20 protein-coding genes are annotated in these 24099 nt (G+C 47.6%); 4 read left to right on the top strand and 16 right to left on the bottom strand.

Annotation, left to right across the window (positions count from 1 at the left end; translation table 11 throughout):
• Positions 1-64 precede the first annotated feature (64 nt).
• Positions 65-3220 carry an inverse autotransporter beta domain-containing protein gene (locus RVY89_RS20075; RefSeq protein WP_484826260.1) on the bottom strand — a complete coding sequence of 1052 codons (3156 nt, stop codon included), beginning with the start codon at positions 3218-3220 and terminating at the stop codon, positions 65-67.
• Between the two features lie 624 nt (positions 3221-3844).
• Here RVY89_RS20075 and RVY89_RS20070 point away from each other — a divergent pair.
• A complete protein-coding gene (locus RVY89_RS20070; RefSeq protein ID WP_484826259.1) occupies positions 3845-4357 on the top strand; it encodes a C40 family peptidase in 513 nt (170 codons plus the stop codon).
• Positions 4358-4588: 231 nt separating this feature from the next.
• Here RVY89_RS20070 and RVY89_RS20065 read toward each other — a convergent pair whose 3' ends face one another.
• The 3 genes from RVY89_RS20065 to RVY89_RS20055 all read right to left on the bottom strand — a co-directional run bounded on the left by RVY89_RS20065 (position 4589) and on the right by RVY89_RS20055 (position 7702).
• The gene (locus tag RVY89_RS20065) at positions 4589-5467 is read right to left on the bottom strand and encodes a hypothetical protein (RefSeq protein WP_484826258.1); all 879 of its coding nucleotides are present in this window, start codon (positions 5465-5467) and stop codon (positions 4589-4591) included.
• Between the two features lie 1028 nt (positions 5468-6495).
• Positions 6496-6705 carry a hypothetical protein gene (locus tag RVY89_RS20060; protein WP_484826257.1) on the bottom strand — a complete coding sequence of 70 codons (210 nt, stop codon included), beginning with the start codon at positions 6703-6705 and terminating at the stop codon, positions 6496-6498.
• Positions 6706-7393: 688 nt separating this feature from the next.
• Positions 7394-7702, bottom strand: coding sequence for a VOC family protein (locus tag RVY89_RS20055; RefSeq protein ID WP_484826256.1), 309 nt, complete (start codon positions 7700-7702; stop codon positions 7394-7396).
• A gap of 457 nt (positions 7703-8159) precedes the next feature.
• Here RVY89_RS20055 and RVY89_RS20050 point away from each other — a divergent pair, with 457 nt between their 5' ends.
• The 3 genes from RVY89_RS20050 to RVY89_RS20040 all read left to right on the top strand — a co-directional run bounded on the left by RVY89_RS20050 (position 8160) and on the right by RVY89_RS20040 (position 10515).
• A complete protein-coding gene (locus tag RVY89_RS20050; protein ID WP_484826255.1) occupies positions 8160-9362 on the top strand; it encodes a hypothetical protein in 1203 nt (400 codons plus the stop codon).
• Between the two features lie 188 nt (positions 9363-9550).
• Entirely contained in the window at positions 9551-10102 is a 552-nt protein-coding gene (locus RVY89_RS20045) for a hypothetical protein (RefSeq protein WP_484826254.1), read from the top strand.
• 95 nt (positions 10103-10197) lie between these two features.
• Positions 10198-10515, top strand: a complete 318-nt coding sequence (locus RVY89_RS20040; RefSeq protein ID WP_484826253.1) for a phage holin family protein — start codon at positions 10198-10200, stop codon at positions 10513-10515.
• Between the two features lie 244 nt (positions 10516-10759).
• On the opposite strand, the gene RVY89_RS20035 is transcribed toward RVY89_RS20040, so the two are convergent.
• From RVY89_RS20035 to RVY89_RS19980, 12 genes are all read right to left on the bottom strand, one after another.
• Positions 10760-14149 carry an ImpA family metalloprotease gene (locus tag RVY89_RS20035; protein ID WP_484826252.1) on the bottom strand — a complete coding sequence of 1130 codons (3390 nt, stop codon included), beginning with the start codon at positions 14147-14149 and terminating at the stop codon, positions 10760-10762.
• A 639-nt stretch (positions 14150-14788) separates the two neighbouring features.
• On the bottom strand, positions 14789-15160 hold the full coding sequence (locus tag RVY89_RS20030) for a hypothetical protein (RefSeq protein WP_484826251.1): 372 nt from the start codon (positions 15158-15160) through the stop codon (positions 14789-14791).
• Positions 15160-16098, bottom strand: coding sequence for a type II secretion system protein L (locus tag RVY89_RS20025; protein ID WP_484826250.1), 939 nt, complete (start codon positions 16096-16098; stop codon positions 15160-15162). The genes RVY89_RS20030 and RVY89_RS20025 overlap by 1 nt, the downstream gene beginning before the upstream one ends.
• Positions 16095-16895: a hypothetical protein gene (locus tag RVY89_RS20020; RefSeq protein WP_484826249.1), complete on the bottom strand. Its 801-nt coding sequence runs from the start codon at positions 16893-16895 to the stop codon at positions 16095-16097. Before RVY89_RS20020 ends, RVY89_RS20025 begins: the two co-directional genes overlap by 4 nt.
• Positions 16882-17466: a prepilin-type N-terminal cleavage/methylation domain-containing protein gene (locus RVY89_RS20015; RefSeq protein WP_484826248.1), complete on the bottom strand. Its 585-nt coding sequence runs from the start codon at positions 17464-17466 to the stop codon at positions 16882-16884. Before RVY89_RS20015 ends, RVY89_RS20020 begins: the two co-directional genes overlap by 14 nt.
• The gene (locus RVY89_RS20010) at positions 17438-17770 is read right to left on the bottom strand and encodes a type II secretion system protein (RefSeq protein WP_484826247.1); all 333 of its coding nucleotides are present in this window, start codon (positions 17768-17770) and stop codon (positions 17438-17440) included. The genes RVY89_RS20015 and RVY89_RS20010 overlap by 29 nt, the downstream gene beginning before the upstream one ends.
• Positions 17771-17792: 22 nt before the next feature.
• Positions 17793-18200, bottom strand: coding sequence for a type II secretion system protein (locus RVY89_RS20005; protein WP_484826246.1), 408 nt, complete (start codon positions 18198-18200; stop codon positions 17793-17795).
• Positions 18190-18564, bottom strand: a complete 375-nt coding sequence (gene gspG / locus RVY89_RS20000) for a type II secretion system major pseudopilin GspG (RefSeq protein ID WP_484827963.1) — start codon at positions 18562-18564, stop codon at positions 18190-18192. The genes RVY89_RS20005 and gspG overlap by 11 nt, the downstream gene beginning before the upstream one ends.
• Positions 18565-18643: 79 nt before the next feature.
• The gene (locus tag RVY89_RS19995) at positions 18644-19840 is read right to left on the bottom strand and encodes a type II secretion system F family protein (RefSeq protein ID WP_484826245.1); all 1197 of its coding nucleotides are present in this window, start codon (positions 19838-19840) and stop codon (positions 18644-18646) included.
• A complete protein-coding gene (locus tag RVY89_RS19990; RefSeq protein ID WP_484826244.1) occupies positions 19837-21306 on the bottom strand; it encodes a GspE/PulE family protein in 1470 nt (489 codons plus the stop codon). The genes RVY89_RS19995 and RVY89_RS19990 overlap by 4 nt, the downstream gene beginning before the upstream one ends.
• On the bottom strand, positions 21306-23219 hold the full coding sequence (locus tag RVY89_RS19985; protein WP_484826243.1) for a secretin N-terminal domain-containing protein: 1914 nt from the start codon (positions 23217-23219) through the stop codon (positions 21306-21308). Before RVY89_RS19985 ends, RVY89_RS19990 begins: the two co-directional genes overlap by 1 nt.
• Positions 23216-24064, bottom strand: a complete 849-nt coding sequence (locus RVY89_RS19980) for a PDZ domain-containing protein (protein WP_484826242.1) — start codon at positions 24062-24064, stop codon at positions 23216-23218. The genes RVY89_RS19985 and RVY89_RS19980 overlap by 4 nt, the downstream gene beginning before the upstream one ends.
• Positions 24065-24099: the final 35 nt, after the last annotated feature.

Here is a 24099-nt window from a genome sequence, read left to right as displayed (position 1 = left end):
AAGCCGCATCCCTCCCTACAGGCGAGATGCGGCTAATCTTTTAGTCATGCAAGAAAATCAGCAATTATGAAACGGGCTCCATGCATGCCGCTGCGAATGTTGCGCCTGAACCCCCAGCCCCAGCGCCCCCAAAGTATACGTTAGCAGTTTTATTAGTTACTGAAGTCCAATAATACCCAGATGTACTAGACCAACCTGGATATCCCTTCATGGATCCCCACTCACCGCGCAAAGAATTAAGCAGTTGCTCGGGAGTTGGTGTTTTAGCAGGGCTTTTGCACGCAGCTATTGCATCAGACTGTCTTAGCGGCTTGCCACTGATTTGATAATACCACTCTTTTACGGAGAAACTGTAGGATACCATCAAACGAGGATTAACCTTTAATCTTGCTTTAATCGTAACGACTCCTGATGGCTTAGAGCCTAATGACACAACACCACTGGAATCGACAAGAACAGCACTTTGGCTTGAACTCCAGGTAAATTGTTCCGGTTTCAACGCAAAAGTCCCGCTACTGCTAGCAATAGTAAACCCGAATTTACCCCCCTTAGTTCCTGTGCTCGGGAATCCATCCTCCGGGGAATAAGAATCGGATCCGGTCTCCACCCCAGTAATCATAATGTTATCAAGAGTTACCTTAGTATTTAGGTCTCCCAATATTGCACCATCTGCCTGGACCGTAATGGTAGCTTTTCCGGGTTCCCTACCACGCAACTTTGCAGTGTAAGTACCGTCTTTGTTATCTACTACATTGCTCAAAGTTGTATCATTCACTCCAGATACAATAAATGTAACGGGCATTCCCGACAAAGGCTTGTGAGCAATATCTGCACTCACCAGGTACAAAGTCAGATTAGACTCTGTTATTCCGTCTGCGAGAATAACAGAGTCAGAGGATAAGGTTGATTCAGTAGGTGATGGAACCAACTTATCCAGATTCACTTTAGCAATCAGGCCGTGCAGTACAGTACCACCAAGACTCACGGTGATGATAGCTTCACCCGCCTTAGTACCTTTCAACTTCACGGTGTAGGTACCATCTGTATTGTCAGTCACATCACTCAGAGTTGTATCTGACACTCCACCCACAGAGAACACCGCCTTCTGCCCTGTTACTGGCTTGCCGTCAGCATCCTTCAGCGTCAGTTTGATTGTGGACTCCGTTGCGCCGTTAGCCGGAATATTAGACGGACTAACCTCCAGGCTGGATTGCCTGTGCAACAATTCTCCCGACACAAAATGCACGGCTGTGCTTTTGGTAATGGTATTTACCGTGGCCGTAATGATGGCTTCACCTGCGGTTTCACTTGTCACTGGCAGAGTGATGACACCGTCTTTATCTGTCTTCTCAGTCTTCTTGATGATTGCTCCGTTATTCGCAGAGAAACCAACACTAACCCCTTCCAGGGGATTACCGCTACTGTCTGTAATCGTGGCTTTGATGGTGTCCGTTGCAGTACCATTTGCGTTAACATAATCCGTTTCTGTACTCAGCCTGCCAATTTGTATCGCAGGCAACAGAGTAACCTTAGCACTCAGCGAACTCAGGGCCACACCGTTCGCAGAGGCGCTGATGGTTGCCAGTCCGGTTTGCGTACCAGAGAGTTCTGCAGTATAGGTACCATCTCCGTTGTCCTTCACGGCGCTCAGAGTGATTCCCTGTACCCCACTGACGGTGAATGCCACATCCTCACCAGCAACCGGAGCCTTGTCTGCATCGTTCAGCGTCAGTGTAATGACTGAACGGGCTTTACCGTCAGCGATAATACTTTCCGGGCTGGCCTTCAGTGTGGAGTTAGCTTCCGAGATGACGCTTGCCAGAACCACTACCTCTGCGCGCTCCGGCGAGGAGGCATTTCCTTTCGTATCCCAGGCCGTGCCAGTGATTACATAAGTATTCTGCGCGGACGCATTGCCGCCGGCAGCAGTCGGTGAGCGGTAGGCCGGCAGGGTGATGCGTGTGGCAGTTCCGGTGCCGGTGATTTTTCCGCCAGCCGCCTGGAACTCACCTGCATCCCACTGGATTTCTTTCAGTGGATATTTGGTTTTCAGTGACTGGACCAGCGGGAAGATGGCACCACCACGCCCTTCCGTATGCGGATAGAGGTCAAGACGTAACAGTTCTTTTTTCTTATATTCAAGAACGATATTGTTGTTGCGGTCCACCAGGTCCAGACGACTGCCGGCAAGGGTTCGGGTGCCATCCACGGCATCCGGGTCCAGCATCTGTGACCAGTTCATGGACGGATTCCAGTTCAGCTGTATGCCCACGCGGGTTTCATTAATACCGCTGCTGCCGGTACTCTGCTCGGCATTGAAGGTCAGCAAAGGGACCGGGGTGTAATTAACACCTGCCGTGACGGCCATCGGGTTAGCGTGACGTTCATCTTTACTGAACAGGGCGACTTCCTTACCGTAATACTGCTCAACACGCAGAGTTCCGCCGAGTTGCGGATAGGCCGGGAGCCAGCCTTCAGCACGCACATCCCAGCCGTTAGCAGGACGGGCATAGTAGTCATTGTTGAGCTCCGGGGCACTCTTCCAGTTGCTAAGACGCATATAGCCGTTGACGCCGAGCTTGAGGTAGTCACGCCAGAGTTCACCGCCGACGCCCATACGGGTATGGCCGCGGGAGAGGTCATAGTCGAGGAACATGTTGGCGCCGGTCATCCAGGTCTTGCCAAAGTGACGGATACCGGCCCCGGTGTTGAGCTGGGTGCGGTCGTCGGTGCGATGGATGCTGTGCTGTGAGAAGTACAGATTGTCGGCGGACTCGTACCAGGGCACCAGAATGTCGAACTCGGAGTTGCGGATGGAAAAATCCTGGTCGAGGTCGAGCTGGACGCGCGCGTTACCGACGCCGGAGAGCCAGTGTTCGAGCTGAGAGTTAACCTGGCCGGTGGCCATGCCGAGCGCGCGGGCTTTGGCCATGTCGGCGAACTCGCCTTCGGTGACGCCCTGTGCGGCCATGCTGGCGAGGGACTGAGCCTGGCTGGCGACGGAAGCGGCAGTGGCATCACCGGTGGCCTTGTCGGCCTGCTTCTGCGCGTCGGCGTCGCCGCCGGACTTACCCTTCGCGCTGTGCGCAGCGGGAGCCCCGAGGTCGGGGAGGAGGAGTGAGGCATAGGCCGGGAAGACCGGGGCTATGGCGACTGACCACAGTGCGGTCAGAAATACAAACCACTTGCGTATATTTTTAGATAACTGTTTCGTATCCACGAGACACCTGTAATTAATGATTATTCAAATAAAAACCAATCCCCCCGGTGCGACTTCACGCACCGGAAACAGGTTTTGCAAACATAAAATTCAATAAGGGAAAACTGCGGGGATTATATTCAGGGTGAATTCAGGCACCGAAATGTGACTGTAATTAATCCATTTGTGGACAATTCAACTTATTGTTGAATATATAATAAAAACAATATTTTGGGATTTTTCAATTGTAACATTTTGAAATAAGATCTTGAATGCACCCCATTTTACCTGTTATTTAATATCGCCCCTTGTTAACGCGATGTTTTATTTTTCAGCAAAAAAACCAGAGATAAATAACAATCACAAAAATTCAACAAAATGCCATTTTTTCGCTTTGCCATCGGCACGCTGATACATTTGCCGATAGATTTTCATTCGAAACCCCGACATAACTTCAGGTCAAATAAAGTGCTGTTAAGTCTGTGCTTTTTAAAAACCTTGCGTATTTTCAGAGTGTAGAATCCCTGACGACTGCGATAACAGAAAACAGAAACGAACAAAAAACACACAAAAAAAAGCTTGATTTCAGCAAGACGACCGGACAGAATTTAAACACATTGTTTAACTTTCACCCAGGTATTAACTGTGTTTCGTCTTATTCTCGTCAGCTCGATAATTTTTATTTCCCTGTTTTATCTCTCATTTCCGTCTCATGCGAAATTTATACAACCGGAGTTGGGGTTCAGTAATAAAGCCCTGTATATGGATGATGCATCCTTTTCCACAAAATCGAAGCAGGAAGGATTAATGCTCATGTTCAGAAAATGGAAAGGCGTGAAATATAAATGGGGAGGGACAGATTTTAACGGAATTGACTGCTCCGCACTGACGCAAAAATTATATGCCAGAGTCATGCATCAGAAGCTCCCCAGAACGACCGGAGAACAAATTAAAAAGGGCCGACGTATCCCGGTCAGCGAGCTTGCTCCAGGGGACCTGGTGTTCTTCCAGACCAAAAAATCCGTGCGGCATGTCGGCGTTTATGTCGGGCACGGTCAGTTTATGCATGCGTCCGGCAGCAGAGGTGTCACATTATCTGACCTGCAGAATGCCTTCTGGAGTGAACATTTTGAAACAGCAAGACACATTGCCGGATAGGGGCATCAGAAGCCAGGCTCTTTCCCGCGACAGGTAGATGTCCGTGAACAGCGGCAACGTATTGTTATCGCTACTGTGCAGCCCCGATCTCATGCCTTCCCCTCCTGATAAGATTTATTCTGAGGGAAGCAACCAGAAGCCACATGATAATGACTTCTGGCTGGCGTAAAGCGTAGCGGAGTTAAAATATGTCAATGCATGAGAGCATTTACGCAAATAACAATCCTGGCATCAGGGTAAAACGGCCTGGTCACTATCAGCATAACTGAATGGAGTATCAGGGTTGGTATCGTCGACTGCCACGATCGGCAACCAGCTACCGGTTAGTTCTTTATATGCAAGCTGCTCACTTTGTGCACCACTGAGCCCGAACAACGGATACTGACCATTATCACCATCCGCATATTTATTGTAATACAGTGCCTGAATGAGCCCGTTAGCCGCCAAGCTATTATCCCAGCCATCTGGGGAAGCATTTACGATAAGCTCATTCCACATAGGCGCATCAGGGCTGTCGGGATATTTTAGATGATATAAATTTTGCGTTTTCAGTGCTTCGATGAACTGAAGCGCAGAATGTGTGCTAAATGAGCACGGGACATCATACTCCTCCGTTGATGCCGCCATCCATTGTTCGGCCGTTGAAATGCCCGCAGCGGAACACGTGCTGTTATCTTCATCTGATTTAGGTGTAACCATCGGGGCGCCACACCCGTGCTCGCTGTTATAGCTTGTCAGACCGTTAATGGGGAAAATGCAACGCGTATAGTATTGTTTCTGATTTGACGGGTATAAAATGATGCCAAACCCAATTCGGTGATTTCTGAATACAGAATTTGCCCCATCACTGATATCTGCCCTGATAAAGCTGGTCGAGAATTTTTCCTTTTCCAGGCTATTCTGAGATACAGTCCAGGTATAGGGCTTTCCCTCATTGCTTCTCAGGACAATACCGGAGCAAACGTATGCAGCCTCCCCTTCACAATCTGGCGAAGTATCGGAGAAGCGCTGATTAAAACTGCCTGCTGTTTCAGGGCCTGTTGCCGCGTGTGTAGGGTTTAAGAAAAGCAACACTAAAGACAACAGTAAAAAATTATTTTTCATGTTCATAACAATTCCTTTGCATTTTCTGTGGACGAATGAAATCTAAAATTTGCAGACCGAACCATATACATTAAGTTAATTACGAATTGAAATTGCAATTAGAGTCAGCCAGCAACATCCACACTAAACTAAAATCATTTCAGATTAAATTTCAAAAAAAAGAAGAAGGAAAACATTTGATGCACATTTAAAGTTTCACACACAAAACACGAATTCTTCTTTCTTGGTTTATCGGATCAGTAATTCAGTGAATATATACAGAAATGCTGCCATAAGACAGCATCGAATTATTATTATCTTCAGTTAACTGAGCGGCATTACTGTCAAATGAGGAGATCGACTGATCTCATATTCCGTTCCTCCCTTGCATCCGGAGAAATGTTTAACTGAGTTCCATCAATCAAAGAAGATGAAATTCAGTTTGCTCGCCCGAGCAGCCCAAACGTAAGTTAAAGCGCCAACGGAAACATGCTCTTAGTCAGGCCACCACTCATGCAATTCAATAACCAGACCGGCTTACCATGATGTCAGGCTACCGGGGACAATGGCTACTGACTGCACTTGTCACGGCATCGCGACAATCAGAGAGGAAACATACCGACTCTTAAGACAGGGTCCTTGAAACGACAGTGGGATGAAGATTTTCACAAATTGTCACCTGTGAAATGACAGTACCCGAAGAAATCTGGATACCACAATGCAAGCCGGATCTTAAAATGCCGGTGACACAGAAGAGCGGCATGAACCGGGAACGAGAATTTTTTCAGCCGCAAAAATGTCGTGCTGACGAGCATGAGGAAGAAAAAAAAGGCGCATGATTTTCATCTGCGCCGAATAAGCATATGAAGTAACGATCAGAGTAAACACAACACGTCAACAGCCTGAATGGGGGTCAGGCACAATGCATATTAACCCTATCATCAAGATAGGATTTATGCATTGAGTTGTTACCAGTACCAATGAAAGTCGGCAAACTGAAAACCAACGTAACAAATTAATAATATTGAGAATTTTCTCACAAATATCAGCTTTACTTAAATGATGGCAACCTGGTGTATGTAATGTTCAAATTGCCAGGCTGCAAGTGCTATCCAGAGCAGGAAAAAAGTGACAATGCCCGACAGAATGTAAGAGCGATGGCAAAGCATGGTGATATTAACAAACAGCAAAACACTTAGTGTCACGGGCCAGGCGCTAATCAGAAACAGATAGATAACAATCAGATAGTCGGTAATTAATTGCATCGTATTACCACAAAACAGGGCTTACGCTGAGAGTATACAGACGATATACTGCATGCATTATCTGAAGTGCCCAGCCTTAGAACCACCAGAGTAGTTTTTACCGGAACGATATCGCGCAAAAAGAATAGTGATTTTCTTTGTTCAGGCTGGTTGTCCCAATTGTGGATCTGGCCGCCACTTTTACACGTCATTTGTTATCAGAAATTCGATGAACTCTGCACTAACACTCTCCTCGCAAAGGAGGGATAAGAAGGGCGGGAACAACATTTAATAAATGCATACCAACCGTACTCTCATCAGGTACAAACCCAACACAAAATCTGGCAGCTGTTCATGCAAGTCCGTCATGCCGGTATCTGAACTTTGCCCTTCCCCAGTCAGTGGTGAATAACTGAGAGGAGCATCTCCCGTGGCCAGATCAATACAGGCAAAAATGAAAAGTGTTTATGTCGATCGTAACAGCGATATATGTGCAAAATATCGACTTGTTCACCTCTGTAAGATATCGTCACTTTGTGTTCTCTCGTTAAGTTAATACGGTTTTATCACGTCATGTCAACGCCCTTCGTCAGGGCATAGCACAGTTGAGCTCAATGCAGGAAGTACATCCGGCAAAGACACCCTGCCGGGTATGAGTCACCTCGCTGTCAGCGTAATATACACGTTATCTTTTCTGGTAAAGATCTCATCAATTCCCGTAAATATCTTCAAATACCACCACGGTGCCGTACTCTTCCTCACGAGGCTCTTCGCAAAGTTCAACGCCTCTTAATTTCATAGCGCTGTAGTCTCGCCAGAAGTCATCAGTCTGGAGAAACAGGAATACCCTTCCTCCACATTGATTCCCGATAAACCCCATTTGCCGTTCATTTGAAGCTCGGGCAAGAAGAATGTTACAGTCACTTTCTTTATCAGGAGTCACGATCACCCAGCGTTTATCCTGCAGCGGCGTATCCTCGATAAGCGTAAAGCCCAGCTTATCAGTGTAATACCACACATCCTATGCATCGCTTATGCGCTTTCATTTTAACTCCGTAAGGTAACATGCCAGACTAACGGCAAATTGACTTCTTAGATTACCACGCCTCATACGCTTTCTGAACAATCCTGATTATTTTCAACGCCTTTTCTCTGTAGCCAGGCGCAACGCTGTTCGTCTGTAACTCATTTTAAGGGTGTAATGATAGTCCACGGTTCAGTCACCACCACCAATTATATCATGCTTAATAAAGCATTCAGTTACCGGAGTTAAAACGGTGTAAAATGGTCTCCCTTAAAATAAGGAATGAACAATCGATTATTATTTTTAACCGGGTGCAAGTACAAAATAAATTTTTATTAACCGCTAAATTTTAGGCCTTCTTAAACAGAATACACACTCCAGCCCCGGGTAAAGACATGCTAGCTTCACTGTTGTCACAGATATACTAATTAACTATTTCTGGAGTATTAAGATGGACACAACTTATCATGAAGGCCTGCATATCTTAGTCGATAGTGACTATCAGGATCGTAATTGTATTGTCGTGAAGACAAGCCTGAGTAACCATATGGTTTGCGCATACACCACAACCAGGTCCTCCACCGAACAGTTGCTGAGCGGCGTGGTAATGAGTAATAAAGGGATCCTGAATCTCAGTTTCCCCATTGCTGACCTTGCAACACATATCCAGCAGGATGCTGATATTGCACCAGTCGATGGTACAGATTCATTTATTGCAGTATGGTCCAGCAATGCGGCAGGAAGTGGTTTTCATATTTATATGCGCAGTTTTACCCTGGGTACAACGGGTGAACTGATCAATGAAGCGATTACGGTGCAGGTCAGTCAGTCAAATGGTAATTACTTTGCACCTCGCGTTGTTTACAACAAAGCGACGGACACCGTGATGGTCATGTGGATCTCCGCAACGGACAAAGCAATTCAGTATAAAGCGTTCAGGATGAACGCAAACGGTTCATTCTCGGATGCTTCCTATGAGGCCAGCCTGAATGATGAATTTAAACCTGAGTACTACAGCTTAGCGCTCGATCTGCGTAACAGCGAAAGCCTGTCCATCGCATTTCTGAATGCAGGAGATAAGGTACTCGCTGTTGCTCAAAAGGATGCAAATACACTTGGACTCTATACGCTTCAGCCAGGAGACGGTGGAGTGATCGAGCAGGCTCATCTCAGCGATTACTCAGCAACGGATATCCGTACGTTCAGCGTAGCTTACGACAGTGCAACACCCTCAATTAAAGTCGTTTATTCAACCACCGGTATGACGGATATTTACGGCGATTCAATTGCCTATTTCCCAGGCAAAATGCCCCTGATTATTCGCGCAAATCCTGTTGTGCTGAACCTCGGAAATCAACGCTGCTCTCGTCCGATGATCAAACGAACCGATCCGATTGACAGTGCTGGCAACCGCTACTTTATTGTGGCCTGGGAAACAATGAATGCAGGTGTATTTTATAACGAATTTACCTCAACCTGGGCACAGGTCGGCGTTGAGCAGGAAATCAATCAGGGGGATGTCGCAACGGCCAACCCGCATATTGTGGTGACATCAAATCAGAGGCTCATTGTAGTAAATGCCTCTCACTATAACGCGGAACCTTTATCCGGCACTGGTATTCTGTACAACGTTGAGACCCACCAGTCAGCGTAACGTACTCCTGTCTTCTGTGGTGGCAGAAGACGGGGCTGTAATGCATGAAGATACACTCTGTGCTGTATGAGTTATTGGGACTGGATTTTTAAGGCTAGTTGAGCCGGACTGAGACTCTAATGAAGCAGCCGTCAGCCGCACCGGTATGCAGACAGTTGCAGTTTCTGGCGATAAGCAGGTAACTGAATATGACCTGGAACAGGGTAATATGTATTGCCAGCGGCCCGTCACTCAACAGTGCTGATATTGACAGGGCACGGCACTCAGGCTGGCCACTGATAGCGGTAAACAGCACATGGGAGGCCATTCCTGACTGTGATGTCATTTATGCCGGTGACTGGGCATGGTGGAATGAATTTCACAATTTGGTGCCCTCTCAACCGGCACCCTGGACATGCAGCAGGAAGGCTAAAGAGGATTTCGGTATCAATTATTTTCCTCGTGGAGGGGCCTTCAATTCCGGGCAGCGGGCTGTCCAGTTTGCGATATGGCAGGGTGCAAAAACAGTTTTGCTGCTGGGGTATGATTGCTCAATTGAGCAAGGAAGCCACTGGCACGGGGACCATACAGCACTACGCAATCCGGATGTATCAAGTGCAGCAAAATGGCAAAGGCATTTCACTGTTCTTGCTGAAGAAGCTCAGACAGCAGGCGTAAAGGTGGTGAACTGTTCTGCCAGAACGGCAATTCCTGACTTCCGAAGACAATGTCTGCAGACTGCACTGGAAGAGTATCAGTGACGCGCAGCAATTCGGTAGAGACAAACGAATTACACAAACTGGATGAGCTAACCCATAAGGAAAATCACTAAATAAGGCCAGAACAGGAGACAACTATGGCGAGTATACTTTGTGTGGAATCATTTTCGCTCTGGATGAATATCGGTCTGTTTTCGGTATGGGGCGGTATTGTGCGCTATCTTATGAAAATCCGGGGAAGAAGACGAAAGAAATGGTTTATGTCCTTGTTATCCCAGCTTATCGTTTCGGGTTTCGCAGGCTATTTATCCGCTGTTTATGCTCTAGAACAAGGATATAGTGACAATATGATAATGTTAACAGCAGCATCAAGCAGCACGCTAGGTGGAACACTACTGAGGCATGTATGGCAATTTATAAGTAAGCGATTCGCTTCCTGGGAACGCAACAACTAAATAGCAGTAATGCCAGTGCTGTTTGACTCAGCAAAGCAGAAATAAGCAGGCTGCGGAAAATAATTGCTGACGGTATATTTCAACATTTATCATCTAGATAGTGATATTTATAGAAACAGTCATTAATTAAGTTCATTTAATTATACGGGGGTAGAAAAAATTAAATACAGTTTCACTCAGCATTTGCAATCTGTATTGTCATCATTACGTCTGCTGACCTGAACAGGCCAGCAGACGGCAGTCATTAATACGTTGAAGGTTTAAGGCATTGTAAATCGGCTCCTGACGGCAATACGGTCCCGGCAGGCAGTTCTGTATTTTTATCGCTCAGATCAATTTGAACAAAACTCGAATCTGCTGACAGTTTTTCGTCAGGAAATGCATCAGGATCGTTTGGATTCAGCCAAATGATCTTCTTGACTGAATCGACAAACCCGTTGACATCTACCTGCCTGCTTGCCATATCCGTATAGTGCAGACCAAACATATCAAAATAAGGTCTCCAGTCATGGTTAGTAATATAGCTTAGCGATATCAGCATAAAGTCATTCCCGGGAATATTCATGACGATGTGACCCTGGCCACCATAGGTTGACTCGTCCGAGTACGGAAATTCGCTGAAACCGAGCGATGATTTATGGCTTTCCCAGTCCGTTTTATTCGCATATTTGTCGAAAATTCGGGCATGTTGATATAAAAGAGTGAAAATATCAAACCCTGAGGTAAGGCTGCTGTCGCCCCTCATTTTCATTTTATCCGCATGAAATGCCATCTGGATATAGAATGCTTCCCGGTAACTGTTATACACAGCATAGTCGTTTGACTGCCACGGAGCAGTATAACGTGATACTGGTGTGCCATCCGTTACCTTATAAGGCGTGCAGTATACGTCGTAAATTACGGGATTACCGCTACCGTCTTTAAGACCTCTCAGATCAGACATCACTACCGAATAAACATCCTCACCAGAATAATGTGGCCCCTCAGAAATATCCTCTGTTTTACGATCTGGTAAGTTTTTGAATTTCCAGATATTATAGTACGGGAAGATATTATTCGAGTTTTCACCCGCCCTGCTGCTGTACTTTGTCCAGTTTTGTTTATCATCGACAGGTACATACTGCACATTCAATTTATTTATTTGTAAATTGTGTCCCTCTTCATGATTGATTAACCAACCGTAAGGATTTGCAGTACCCTGACTGTCAAACGGATTTCCCCCACATCCAATCCCGCAGTTAGCATACTGGTCAAAATTGGCATGCTGAATAAATGATTTTGAGTGTAATGTTTCATCTGTGCAATCTGCTTCACCAAACAGGTTCTGGCACGTCAGTAAATCCCCTGGGGTTAGCGTCTCCTTCAGAGATTTCCCGGTTTCTTTAAACCCACCAAGACTGTTGAACCAGTGAAGATAATTTTTATAGGCTTTAATGAGTGTTTTGGTGTCATAGATATCGTCATTCATTTTAGTGAGAATACGGTCTCTTCGTGCATGTATTTCCGTTCCCTCATCAACAACCAAATCAACATGAGGCAGAGCATTGCTGCCTGCAAGCGAATCAAATTCATCAATTTTAGCGTCATCATTGACATCCATTAATGCCGGATGGCGGGCTACATTTTTGGCAGTAAGCACGACCTTCGTTTTGGCATCATCGTTGAATTGTATGTAAATGGGGGCACCGTAAGGTGTTGAGAACGTGATCTCCTCACCAGGACGCAACGGAATACGGGGATGCTCAAGCATGCTAAAATCGGCAGGTTCGAGGTAGGTCTTTTCTGTTCCAACTCTCGTAGCCCCTCCACGCTTATACCCGAGCTGAATATATACTGCCGCATTATCCAGGGACTCACTCTTTATGGTGATTTTATCGCCTGGTTGCGCATACCAGCCTGATGTTGTCCATTGATTCGCAGCCACGACGTTAAACGTTACGTTGTGGTAATCTCCTGTTGCCGTTTTCTCATATGAAGACTGAGCCCCGTTCAGGACATTCTTTTTATCCTGAACCAGAGTACCAAGATCGGGTTGTGCTATATTATCGTGCCGCGCGTAGTTAACAACCCAGTCCGCAAACATAGCATGTAGAAATTCCCCCGGTGAATCATCGCTTTTAACCGGATAATCAATTTTCATTTTGTATTTATCAGCCAAAAGCACTCCGGCAGAAATGATCCCACTAAGAGGATCGTTCGCCAGAGAATCGATATGCTGTAAATCGAGTTGGATCAGTTGATCGCGGAAGAAATCAGCGCCATTCCTGAATTCAGCATCAAATGCATCTGAATGACAATACGTGATATTTCCGCATCCAGGTAAAGAAGACGATGAGAAATTGTTATTAAGAAGATTGTCCATCAGGTGCGGCACACCGGAAAAATAGACTTCCATTTTCAGATGGTCGGCAACAGGCACATTTATAGACTTATATTTGTCCCAGTAATTATTATAACTCTCTACGCCATACTCTCTGTAAAATGTCTTCTGCATGCTGTCTTTATCACCGTAAGTCTTATCTGTATCACCATGACTGACAGACATCAACGGTATTTTTTGATTTTTAGCGTATTCAATCCCCTCCTTTACCGCGCTATAGCCCCCTTTAGAAGGATCTGGATCATAGCCACCGAAAACAAGCAGATCTATATCATTATTTTTTAGGCATGTCAGGAGATCACCATAACTACATGTCCCTTCCTGGTTGATTTTATAGCCACCAGGGTATTCTGAATCCAGCCATTTAACAATATCACTATAATCATCGTAGTAATTTTTACTGGGCTGTGAAACCACGACATTCATTACCGGTAGCGCTTTATGAGCCAGTCTGTACGTATTCACCTTCCTGAGATTGTTTTCAGTCAGCCAGGAGACAACATTATTCATTAGCGGATATGCCTCTGTTCCGCGGGCAATACCACCCCCAAAAAAGATATATCTTTGCCCTTTTCTTTCTCCAGCCTGAATAAGAGCATACTGTTTATTTTTTTCACTCAGAGCATTACCACTGCCATCAACACTGGAATACAGTACGGGCCATGTCAGTGCAGATACACTCTTCAGCGTCTGAGAGTTGCCTCCAGGATCCCAGCTATAGGTGTCGCCCAGATCTTTATAAATGGTACTGATAGCGTTTTGCTTTTTCTGTTCCGTAACACGCTGAAGGCTCTTCATGAGACAATTATCCAGATCTATCAGCTGCTTTTCTGTCGCTAAATTAGCATTACGCTGTTTAAGTGCATCATGTGCGGCAGTAAAAGCCTCTCCCTGACACGGCTTTTGTGGTACATCCGGATTTTCGGGATCCACCGACATATCCGGGGTATCTGGATCCAGAGGTATTGCAGGTGGAACCTGAGCTAGAGGTAACTCAGGATCTTTTGGTACCGGGATATGAGATTCCGGCATATTCGGGTCTTTTGGTACCGGGATATGAGTTTCCGGCATATTCGGGTCTTTTGGTACCGGGATATGAGATTCCGGCATATTCGGGTCTTTTGGTACCGACAAACCTGGATGAGTCGGTGTATCAATTAAGCCTTCAGAACTTGAAGCATTATTATCACACCCCGATACAAACAATGTACCAGAAACCATCAATGCTGAAACCATGCGACTAATTTGACGCATATTTTTTCCATTCCTTTCCATAGATAAGTTAAAAGCCTCGGCAAATCAATATTTTAAACGCATAAAAAGGGGTTGAAACACACAGAAAATATATTTACAAGCCTCCTTTAATTTATAACTGAATGATTAAAGATAAGTCCTTAAAAAATCGAAAGCTATTACTTTCCTTTCGACACCCGGTGATTAGCAAGGTATCCATTTAAGAGCAATAAGTATTCAAGACAATTGTTAACTTGAGTTTTTGAAAATGAAATTCATTCAGCAATGTGAAACAATGATCGGCTCGCTACTCTCCACACCTCCCGTCCACTCTAGCCGGTACCTCCCGCCTGAGGCCACGTGCTGGATTATTTCAGGCTGCTGGCATAGCTGGTGAGCGTACTCCTTCATATAATATTCAGATATCTTATGGGAACTGTCTGGATAAAGGCTGAGAACGAGTGTGCGTCCCTCTGCCCGGGCATGGACAAGGCTTATATTTGAGACAGTAACAGGCAACCCCTGATTGATTTCACGAGCCTGATATTCCTGCATCTGACTGACTGGATCAGGCTGTGGCTTTTCTGCAGTGCTGCAACCGGATAACAGGCAGAACGATACGGGCAGGATCGTCGTTATAAAATGTTTAATTTTCATTCTTTACTCAAATTTCAGTTTCGCGAATTTAACTTGCTCATTTTCACCGGCTGCCCGGATCTGAATGTCATGTGGCACGAGTCCGTCGCCATACAGCCCTCCCAGGAATTGATTGAATGTTGTTACACTTACCGCCCCGGCAGACTCCAGCGCAGCAGGATCTGAAGCGTCCTGCCGAATAGCAATTTTTTCCTGTTTAGCCCGTTGCAGTACCTGCTGACGTGACGTTTTTACCATATGTTCATTCTTTTGCTTTCCCTCTCTGACAGAGCTGAGCTCAGGCCAGGTACGCATCACTGCGTTTTTATTACCTGCATATGCCCCCCACAACAGACAAATCATAAAAAGTGCGACAGTCCTCATTTTATGACCCATTACACATTACCTTCGATTTTTATACTGCACAGTTCTTCACGTTGCCTGTATTCAACATGAAGCCGGAATCGCGTCAGGCGCGCTTTCAGGGTTGAGCATGGCAGTTCGCTTGTAAGCGCGTACTGGACATGATGAGAATGCAGAGTCATGTCTTCCAGCTTCACTGGTCCCTGCTGTTGAATGTCGTTCAGTAACGACATTGCCCCGGGAAATGCGGAATGCTCCTGAAAAACCGGAAGCGCCGGTTTTGGTACGCTATCGGGCGATATCCTGGTCGAGAGGAGCCAGCCATATTCAGCGGTTTGTGCAACACAAAATGCAAGACTGATTGCGAGTAGCGCAGCAGGTATCCTTCTGACCGAAACCCGCCCGGGCCACAGATTCAGGTAACGACCATACGTCCTTACCTGATTTCGGCAGAAGGTATGTGAAAGCGGATACCCTGCTTCTTTCGTCGACAGGCTAAACCACCGGGGTTGCAATGGCGTCAACAATTCGGCCATTTCGACCGGTAATGACCCTCCACACCATACCGAGTGCCGGAAAAGTATCGTATCGTCCATCTGTAAAGCACTCACTCCACCGTTAACCGGGGGAGGCAGCAACATCCAGTCAGGTATCCAGCGCTTCATGCAATGCCCTGACATAAGCGAACACCAGTATAACCAGAGTGCATGGCTGACCGCCCAGTAATGGCAATATTCACCGTCACTGTGCAGAAAAAGTAACTTTTCCTTGTCCGGGTTCCACTGACAAACCTCCGGATTAGCCTGCATCCATTGTCTTATGCGCTTTTTACCCTTTAATCCCGATGGGATCGCCACAGATTCGCTCAGCAACACATCGCCAGGGTAAAGCAGGATGAGTTCATCCCCGCCCCCACAAGACCAGGATGTCGTAGCGCCGTTCAGGGATGATGGCAGACGTAAAAAATTCATAGCGCGTTGTCGTCCAGTAAACGGCGCCGGATCAGCAATCCTTTTCTCTCATCTATCCGTATCAAATCATGCACATGGAGATGCACATCTCCCTCCATCATATTCATATCGAGCCAGTAATACTGGCTTGCTGTGAGCAATACGTCATATCCGGACGCCTTTGCTATCGCCTCTCTGTCTGCCCCCCTCAGCCCTTTTGCCAGCATTCGCCTGAGTTGCTTAATGTTAACGCCTGGCAACAACAGGGCCAGCAGAGGACTGGAGTCTGGCGTCAGCTGCGTCATATCCCAAAACTGCCCTGCCCCAGGGAGATTACACACCCAGCGCTGCAGTTCTGCGGGTACAACGATATGTTCAGGATCCTGCTTAAGCCTTTCCAGAAAGCCACCTCCATTCGGAAACTGATTTTTAACCAGACGATTAAGCAAAATCCATGTCAGACCCTTTTGCTGGCTATCACTTTCTCTTAAGGGCGCGAGGTTGAGACACTTCTGCGCACTGGTAAGCGTTACGTTCACCCCACCGGAAGGATAAGGCAGTGTAATAACGACCGGATCGTTGTTTTTTTTCCCCTGCAACCGCTGATAGATGGGGATATTTATTGCAGGCAGCATCTGTAAAACAATGTCCTCAACGCTAAATAGCGTGCTGTTCAGCCTGCTGCGCATCGCCAGTTCTCTACCCGTATGCCGCTGCTGCTCAGAAAGGCTGAACAGTCGACCAGACATGACGATTAGCATCGTCAGAAGCAGCATCATCACAGGCAAAATCATGCCCTGTTGTTTATGGCGCATCATAAGACAGATCAACAGGCCACAGACGTTCTACCGTTGGCCCCTCTGAATGTATTGTGACACTCACACCCCGTATCCTTCTGTCAGGCAGGGGATCATCCAGCCATTTATTGGCCTGGAAGAAGCGAAGATGAACGCACCTGACCCCGTTTAACAATAACCGTGTGGACGATAACTGCAGATTGTCATCAACAATATCCCGCCAGAGCCCTCCGGCTTCGACGCGATAGCGTAGCGTTTGAATTGCCGTTCCGGCATCGGTTAACTGTGCTTTGTTTTCTGAGGTAAACGTCCAGGTCGTCATACAACTTTCCGGCTCAAGTGACCCTTTCCCGTACCAGGGCAGATCCCCCCGAATTTGTAAGATATCGTTCTCCAGCCACTGGAGAGCAACGGGCAATCCTGCTCCGGCTTCATGCTTTGCGCCTGAAAAATGCTTAAGCTGGAGGAGTGTCGTTCCTGTCATCCCCTGTGCAGCCAGCACCATAAGCGCAACGATCACCATCACAATCAGCATTTCAGGCAATGTAAATCCTTGCTGAAACTTACAGAGCACGAAGCGTTTTCCTTTCAAGCAACACCAGTCCGTCATTGTTTTCCAGTTGCAGCGTAATCATCCAGAAGCGGCTGTCGGTTTGCTTCTGACGGGTGATACGCCAGTTCCATGTTCGATCACACTGCATCGCCCGACCCGTTTCATCAGGCAGGTTACGTGTCGATGCCTCCAGCAGCTCCCGGGTCAGCAGATTTTCCGCCAGCCAGCTAAGACACTGATTACGCTGTAAGTGCCCGTGCTGAGTTACAGCCAGTGCATTAACATTCAGCAAAGCCAGTCCGACGAGCAAAAGCATTGACAGCGCCAGCAACGCTTCGAGCATAATCATTCCTTTCTGGCTGCCTTCAGAAGTTGATTTGAAAATGGACATTGTGAATAAAGTCATCGCTATTGGTATTTAACGGTTCGCTGCAACGCTTTCCTGACACATCGAACGTCACGCCCTGAGGAGGGATGTATGTGACAGAGGTGTTATGCCAGCCCTTTGACGGCTGATAGTATTCGCCCGTGAACCTTTTCCCGTCAGTGCAAATCCGGTGCAATCTGGACTCATAAAGCGCGCTTTGCTGAACAGAGACATACCAGCCAGCAAAATCGTCCCTGGCATGGGAAACAAGAGAACGAGACTTCAGCCCTGTCAGCGCAGGAGAGAACAGCAGGCCACAAAGCAGCGAGATAATGGTCAACACAACCAGCATTTCAAACAATGTCATCCCTCGCTGTCGACGGATTTGATATTTATCAGAACGCATCGGTATTCCAGTTACCGATATCACGTGCCGCATTTTCACCGCCTTCAAGACCGTCTTCACCATAAGTAAAGATATCGACGTTGCCATGGGTACCGGGTGACGTGTAGTGGTACTCTCTTCCCCACGGATCTTTTGGTATACGTTTGATATACCCCTGCTCCCCCTTGCCGGGAGATACGAGAATATTCAGCCCCTCTTCTTCAGTAGGATACCGGTTGTTGTCCAGCTGATATAAATCCAGTACCCCTTCCAGCGCAACGATGTCAGCTACTGCTTTTTTCTGGCTGGCCTTTTCTTTATTGCGAAGCAAATTGGGAACAACCATCGCGGCAAGCATGCCAATGATCATGACTACGACCATCATTTCCAGCAGAGTAAATCCTGCCTCCTTACGCCGGCGACGGGCGTACACCTTAGACACTGAGTACACTCTATTTTCTCTCTTAAATTGCCATTGAATTCATATTCAGCATGGGCTGAATAATTGCCATAAACACCAGAAGTACAATGCCCCCCAGAATCAGGATCATTACGGGCTCCAGTAACTTAACCATGCTCAGTAAACGCTGCTGCAGGGCCTCCTGCTGTGTGCGGGCAACATAGTCCAGCGCGTCGGCAAGCTTCCCGCCCCGCTCACCGGCGTGAAGCAATGCCAGGACATCAGCAGGGAGCAATGATTTGCCATTCAGGGCCTGTGTGAATGACTGTCCCTCCGTCAGTCCCTGAACGGCTGCTTCCCCTCTTGCCTGCAGCCACTGATTCGTTAATGCCCGGCACGACAATCGAAGCGCGTCCGCAACCGGAACCGCCGTAGTGCACAGTATGGATAGCGTCATCAGTAATTTGACCTGCTGGGTCTGTTGCAGGAGCCTGCCCAGAACAGGAAGCCTCAGGAGGTTGCCATCAAACACACGACGCCGCGCCGGGTTTCGCATAAACCAGCACGCCAGAGCCACGCAAATCGTAGCCATACCTGCTGCAGGTAATGAATAATTTTTGATCCCTTCACCGATGAGGAGCACCAGTTCGGTACTCCATGGCAGCGCAACGCCAGACAGACTCAGCTGCGATACAATCTGAGGAACCGCAACCGTTAAAAGAAGGCTTACAATCAGGCAAGACACCATAAGCAGCAGTAAGGGATAGCTTAGGGCCTGCTTCAGGGAACGACGTAACTGATGCTGTTTATCCAGAAATTGCGCATAACCGTTTAAAACCGCAGCCATTTCACCACTTTGTTCCCCGGCCGCGATTGTTGCGCAGCACAGTGCATCAAAATAGCGGGGTTGCTGCGCCATCGCGGCCGACAGCGTAACGCCTTCACTAACCTGCTGATAAAGCGTTTCCATTGTTGAACGCATCTGTCCCTGCACCTGCTCTTTAACAATCAGGGCAAGACTTTCACGCAACGGTAAACGAGCCCCCGTCATAAGCGCCAGTTGCTTAATGGCTCTATGTACGCTGACGGTTTGCCTGAATACAGTGGGCAATGTGAGAGAAAACGCCTGCTGATGTAAGGACAGCAGCGTGCCCTCACGATGACTCAGACGCTGGCGCGCGTCAGTGATATCTTTAGCTATCAGGGTTCCGCGGAGTACCTTTCCATCCGGTTGTAACAACCGATACTGGTAATGAATCACTCACTTTCCTCCACAACCCGCATCACTTCTTCGCAGGAAGTCAGCCCCGCCAGAACCTTCTGACGGGCATCCTCTTCAATCCCCGGTAATGTCTGACGTGCGCACTCAACAAGCGACGCGCCTGAAGAATGTTGCTGAATTTGCTCTCGCATCGCGGGAGTGATGACTACAAGCTCATAAATACCCGTACGCCCCCGATAACCACGTCCTCCACAGGCATTACAGCCTTCGGGTCTGAAAATTACGGTACGTGAGGCCTGTTCATCATCCAGCCTCAACCAGCGTTGTTCTGCTTTAGTGGCTAAACAGGCCTTACGACAATGAGGACAGAGCTTCCGGACCAGTCTTTGCGCCAGCAACGCAGACAGCGATGAGGCCAGTAGCCAGGATTCGACCCCCATATCACGCAGACGTGCAACACCGCCAATCGCGCTGTTGGTATGCAATGTTGAGAATACAAGGTGCCCGGTTAGCGAAGCCTGTATTGCCACGCGTGCGGTTTCCGTGTCACGGATTTCACCTATCATGACAATATCGGGATCCTGACGGAGCAGGGCTCGCAGTCCCTGAGCAAAATCGAGGGCTATACGGCTGTTAACCTGGGTTTGCCCCACCCCAGGCAGCTTGTATTCCACGGGATCTTCGATAGTCAGAATGGTGTGATGCCCCTGGCTTAGCTGCAACAGAGTTGCATACAACGTACTGCTTTTACCCGACCCCGTCGGGCCGGTTACCAGAATGATCCCGTTGGGTTTGTGGATGAGGTGCGACAGATGTTGACTGATATAAGCCGGGATCCCTAAAGAGCCGTAATCCGCAGACAAATTGCGCGGGTCCAGTAAGCGCAAGACCGCTCTTTCCCCGTGGCTGACAGGGATAACCGAGAGACGTACGTCAATATCCTGCGTTGCCATGGCATGGATAAAACGACCGTCCTGGGGACGCCGCCGTTCAGCAATATCAAGCTTAGCCATTATTTTGAGCCGCGAAATCAACGACGCCGCAAGGCGGACATCTCCCTGAGAAACGTTTTGCATCTCGCCGTCAATACGATAACGAACCTGGAAAAAATGCTGGAAGGTTTCGATATGTATATCTGAGGCACCCGCTGCACTGGCCTCTTCCAGCATGGCGGTGACCAGACGAATTACCGGAGCATCGCTGTCTTCAAGCGAATGAAGACTGTCCTGCGGTAATGTCTCAAGCAAGCCAGAAAATGAATGTGTGGAAACCATATTTTCCACCGTTTGCGCAGTTATCCCGCGACCTTCGTGGACTGATGCCAGAAAGGCATCAATATCGTCACAACTCGCCTCCCGTAATGTCAGGGGAAGGGCTATCATTCTGGATACATAAGCATAAACCCAGGGCAGCAGCGGAGGCTGAAAATTCAACTCGACAACATCGTCGTTACGCTGAGTAACAAAAACTCGGTGCTTGCGGCAAAAAGATTCTGGCAACATCATTAATTCTTAAGCGTCATGTTTCTGAATGCTGTAATTTCAGGCATTTCACGACGGCCGCCACCGATTTTTGCATCAGCGTTGTCTGCATCGTGTTCAAAATCTTCAATAAAGCCGTATTTCTTTCGTGTCACCGCGTCGCTGGCAATGCCATCATGTAAAATCGTGGGACGTAAAAAAATCATGAGATTGCGCTTTTGTTCTTTTCTGGCATGTGATGAAAACAGATGCCCTATCACCGGAATATCGCCCAGAACAGGCACTTTATAATCACTTTCATCTTTCTGCGTATCAATCAGACCACCCAGCACAATCATCGAACCATCACTGACCAGCACAGACGTATCTAACCGTCGCTCCGCAAAAGTGACGTCTAAGCCAGTGTTGCCTTCAATTTTGGAGACTTCAGCTGAGATTTTCAGCTGTACGACCTTTCCATCGTTGATCTGAGGCAGGATAGTCAGTTTCGTGCCGATATCACGTCGCTCAACGGTCTGAAAGGGTGTCTTATTGTCTGCACTGGCGGTTGACCCCGTAAGAATGGGAACATTTTCCCCGACGAGGAAAGACGCGGACTGGTTGTCCAGGGTAGTCAGACTCGGGGTTGACAGTATATTGGCATGACTGCTTCCTTTCATGGCCTGAACCAGTGCCATCCAGTTGCCCTTGACGATACTGAGCGCTGCACCATTATATCCGCTCATCAACGCCATCAGCGTTGATAGGTCGCCCGTTGTTTCAGGATTATTCGTTGTACTGCCGTTGTCACTTACCACCGTCGAACCCGGCTGGGGCTTTGCCTGTTGCATTGCCCCCTGAAGAACGCCGAGTGGGATCTGAGACCCATTGGTAAATTGCATCAGTGAGCCTTTACTGTCTCCCCACTGAACACCAAAATTGATCCCTTCGCTGTCAGCCACTTCAACAATCATCGCTTCAACATGAACCTGCGCACGACGAACATCGAGTTGATGGATAAGTTCGATAATGTCGTCTTTACGTTCTTTTGCAGCGGATACCACGATGGCATTAATGTCCGGTACGGAGACTAAAGAAATATTGCTGAATCTGGGGTCCTTTGCCTGAACCAGTTTATTCAGCGCTTTTTCGACGACATCGGATTTTGTATACCGGAGATAGACCACCCCCTCGGAGCCCGCCGCTGATTGAGATTCATCAAGATGCGCAATAATGCTGGCCAGACGATCCCGGGCCTCTGCGTCGCCATTGATTATCAGGCTGTTAGTGCGGCCGTCAGCTGTTACACCAGGTTTAAGGCTGCCATGTGCAAAGTTGCCATTAACCACAACATCGCTGAGCGTTTTAGCTGCATCCTGCGCACTGGCATTCTTTAGGGGAATGACCTCGCTGCGCCGGGCCTGTCCGTTATCCAGCATTTCTGCCAGCGCCTGCAACTTTTCAACTTCATCGGCATAGCCGCTTAACAACAGCACATTACCGCTGGTCAGACCGCTGAGAGTGGCGCTGGATTTTCCTTTACTGAGCGTATTCAGCTGTGCGATCACTTCTGATACAGGCAGAATTTTTAACTGCATCGTACGGGTGATTTTGTTACCGGCAGCACTCCTGTTCTGCTCCTGAGGGAAAACGCCATTGCTGTCCTTTTCTTCAACGATGGTAAGGATGTCGCCCACTTCCTGCACACCGTATCCGTTGGCACGCAATATCACGCGCATCATGTCAAGGTACTGCTCGCGGCTCAGGTCCTGTGCATTGAGTGAAACAACACCTTTTAAAGGCTGATGGATAATCTGGGTATGCGTTGAACGTGATACTGCATCGACAAAAACACTTAACCCTACATTCTGGAAATCAACATTGATCCCCTGAGCCATTCCCGATAAAGAGAAAGCCCCAAGACTTAATCCCATAAGGAGCGGATGCAATTTAATCATGATTTCGCCCCCGGGCTGACAAATGTCAGTAAAGACGACAGTACATTTCCTGGAATAGTCTGAGTTAGCGGATGTCCGTCACGAACCAGAGTAAGCGTAATGCCCTGCAGGTTATCTTCAATCAGATGAGTGAGCTGCGAACGGTTCATCTCTCTCACTGGACGCCCCTCAATTGTCTGGATAACGTCCCCTTCCTGCAGCGAGACCATACGCAAAAGCCAGCAGTAGCTACGACAATTCGTTATCCGATAGCCTGAATCCGTCACACCGGAAGTTGCTTGCTTAGGCTGTATTTCCGAAGTCACTTCTGTCGTGGCACTCTTAAGTGGTGCTGTTGATGAGGCAACAGGCACCGAAAAGTGGGATGGTGTCACCACGATATCTGGAGCCAGTGGCTCAGCCTTGCTTATCGAAGCAGAAATCGCAGAATATTTATCAGTATCTTCGTGACAAAGAACCGCAATACTTCTGGTGTTTCGAAGAATCAGATGCTGTGGATCCATCCATATGATCCGCTTATCATCAGGCACAGAAATACTGTCACCTGGAGTGAAGATATTTTCAAACCCCTGTCCCTGAATGATCGCAAATTGCCCACCGGGCTTGCCTGAAAAGCCGATGTACTTCACCCCGGATGCCATACATCCAAGCCTACGGTGTAAAGCAGAAGCTGAAAATGGCAACACATCAAGAGGAAGTTGCACATAGCTCTCATCTGACCTGACAAATGGCTCTGAGCGTAACAGACTGCTGCTACCTGTTTCTGACAGAGGTGTGTAGGCATTAACCTGAAAACAAACCGTCAGCACGAGCGTTAAAAGAAACAATATCAGATTTACTTTCAAGATGATTTTCTCTGTGCGGCAAATTCTGTGGAGGA

This window comes from Enterobacter sp. 3U4, from assembly GCF_057224565.1.
This window is presented reverse-complemented; position numbering and strand designations above follow the sequence as displayed.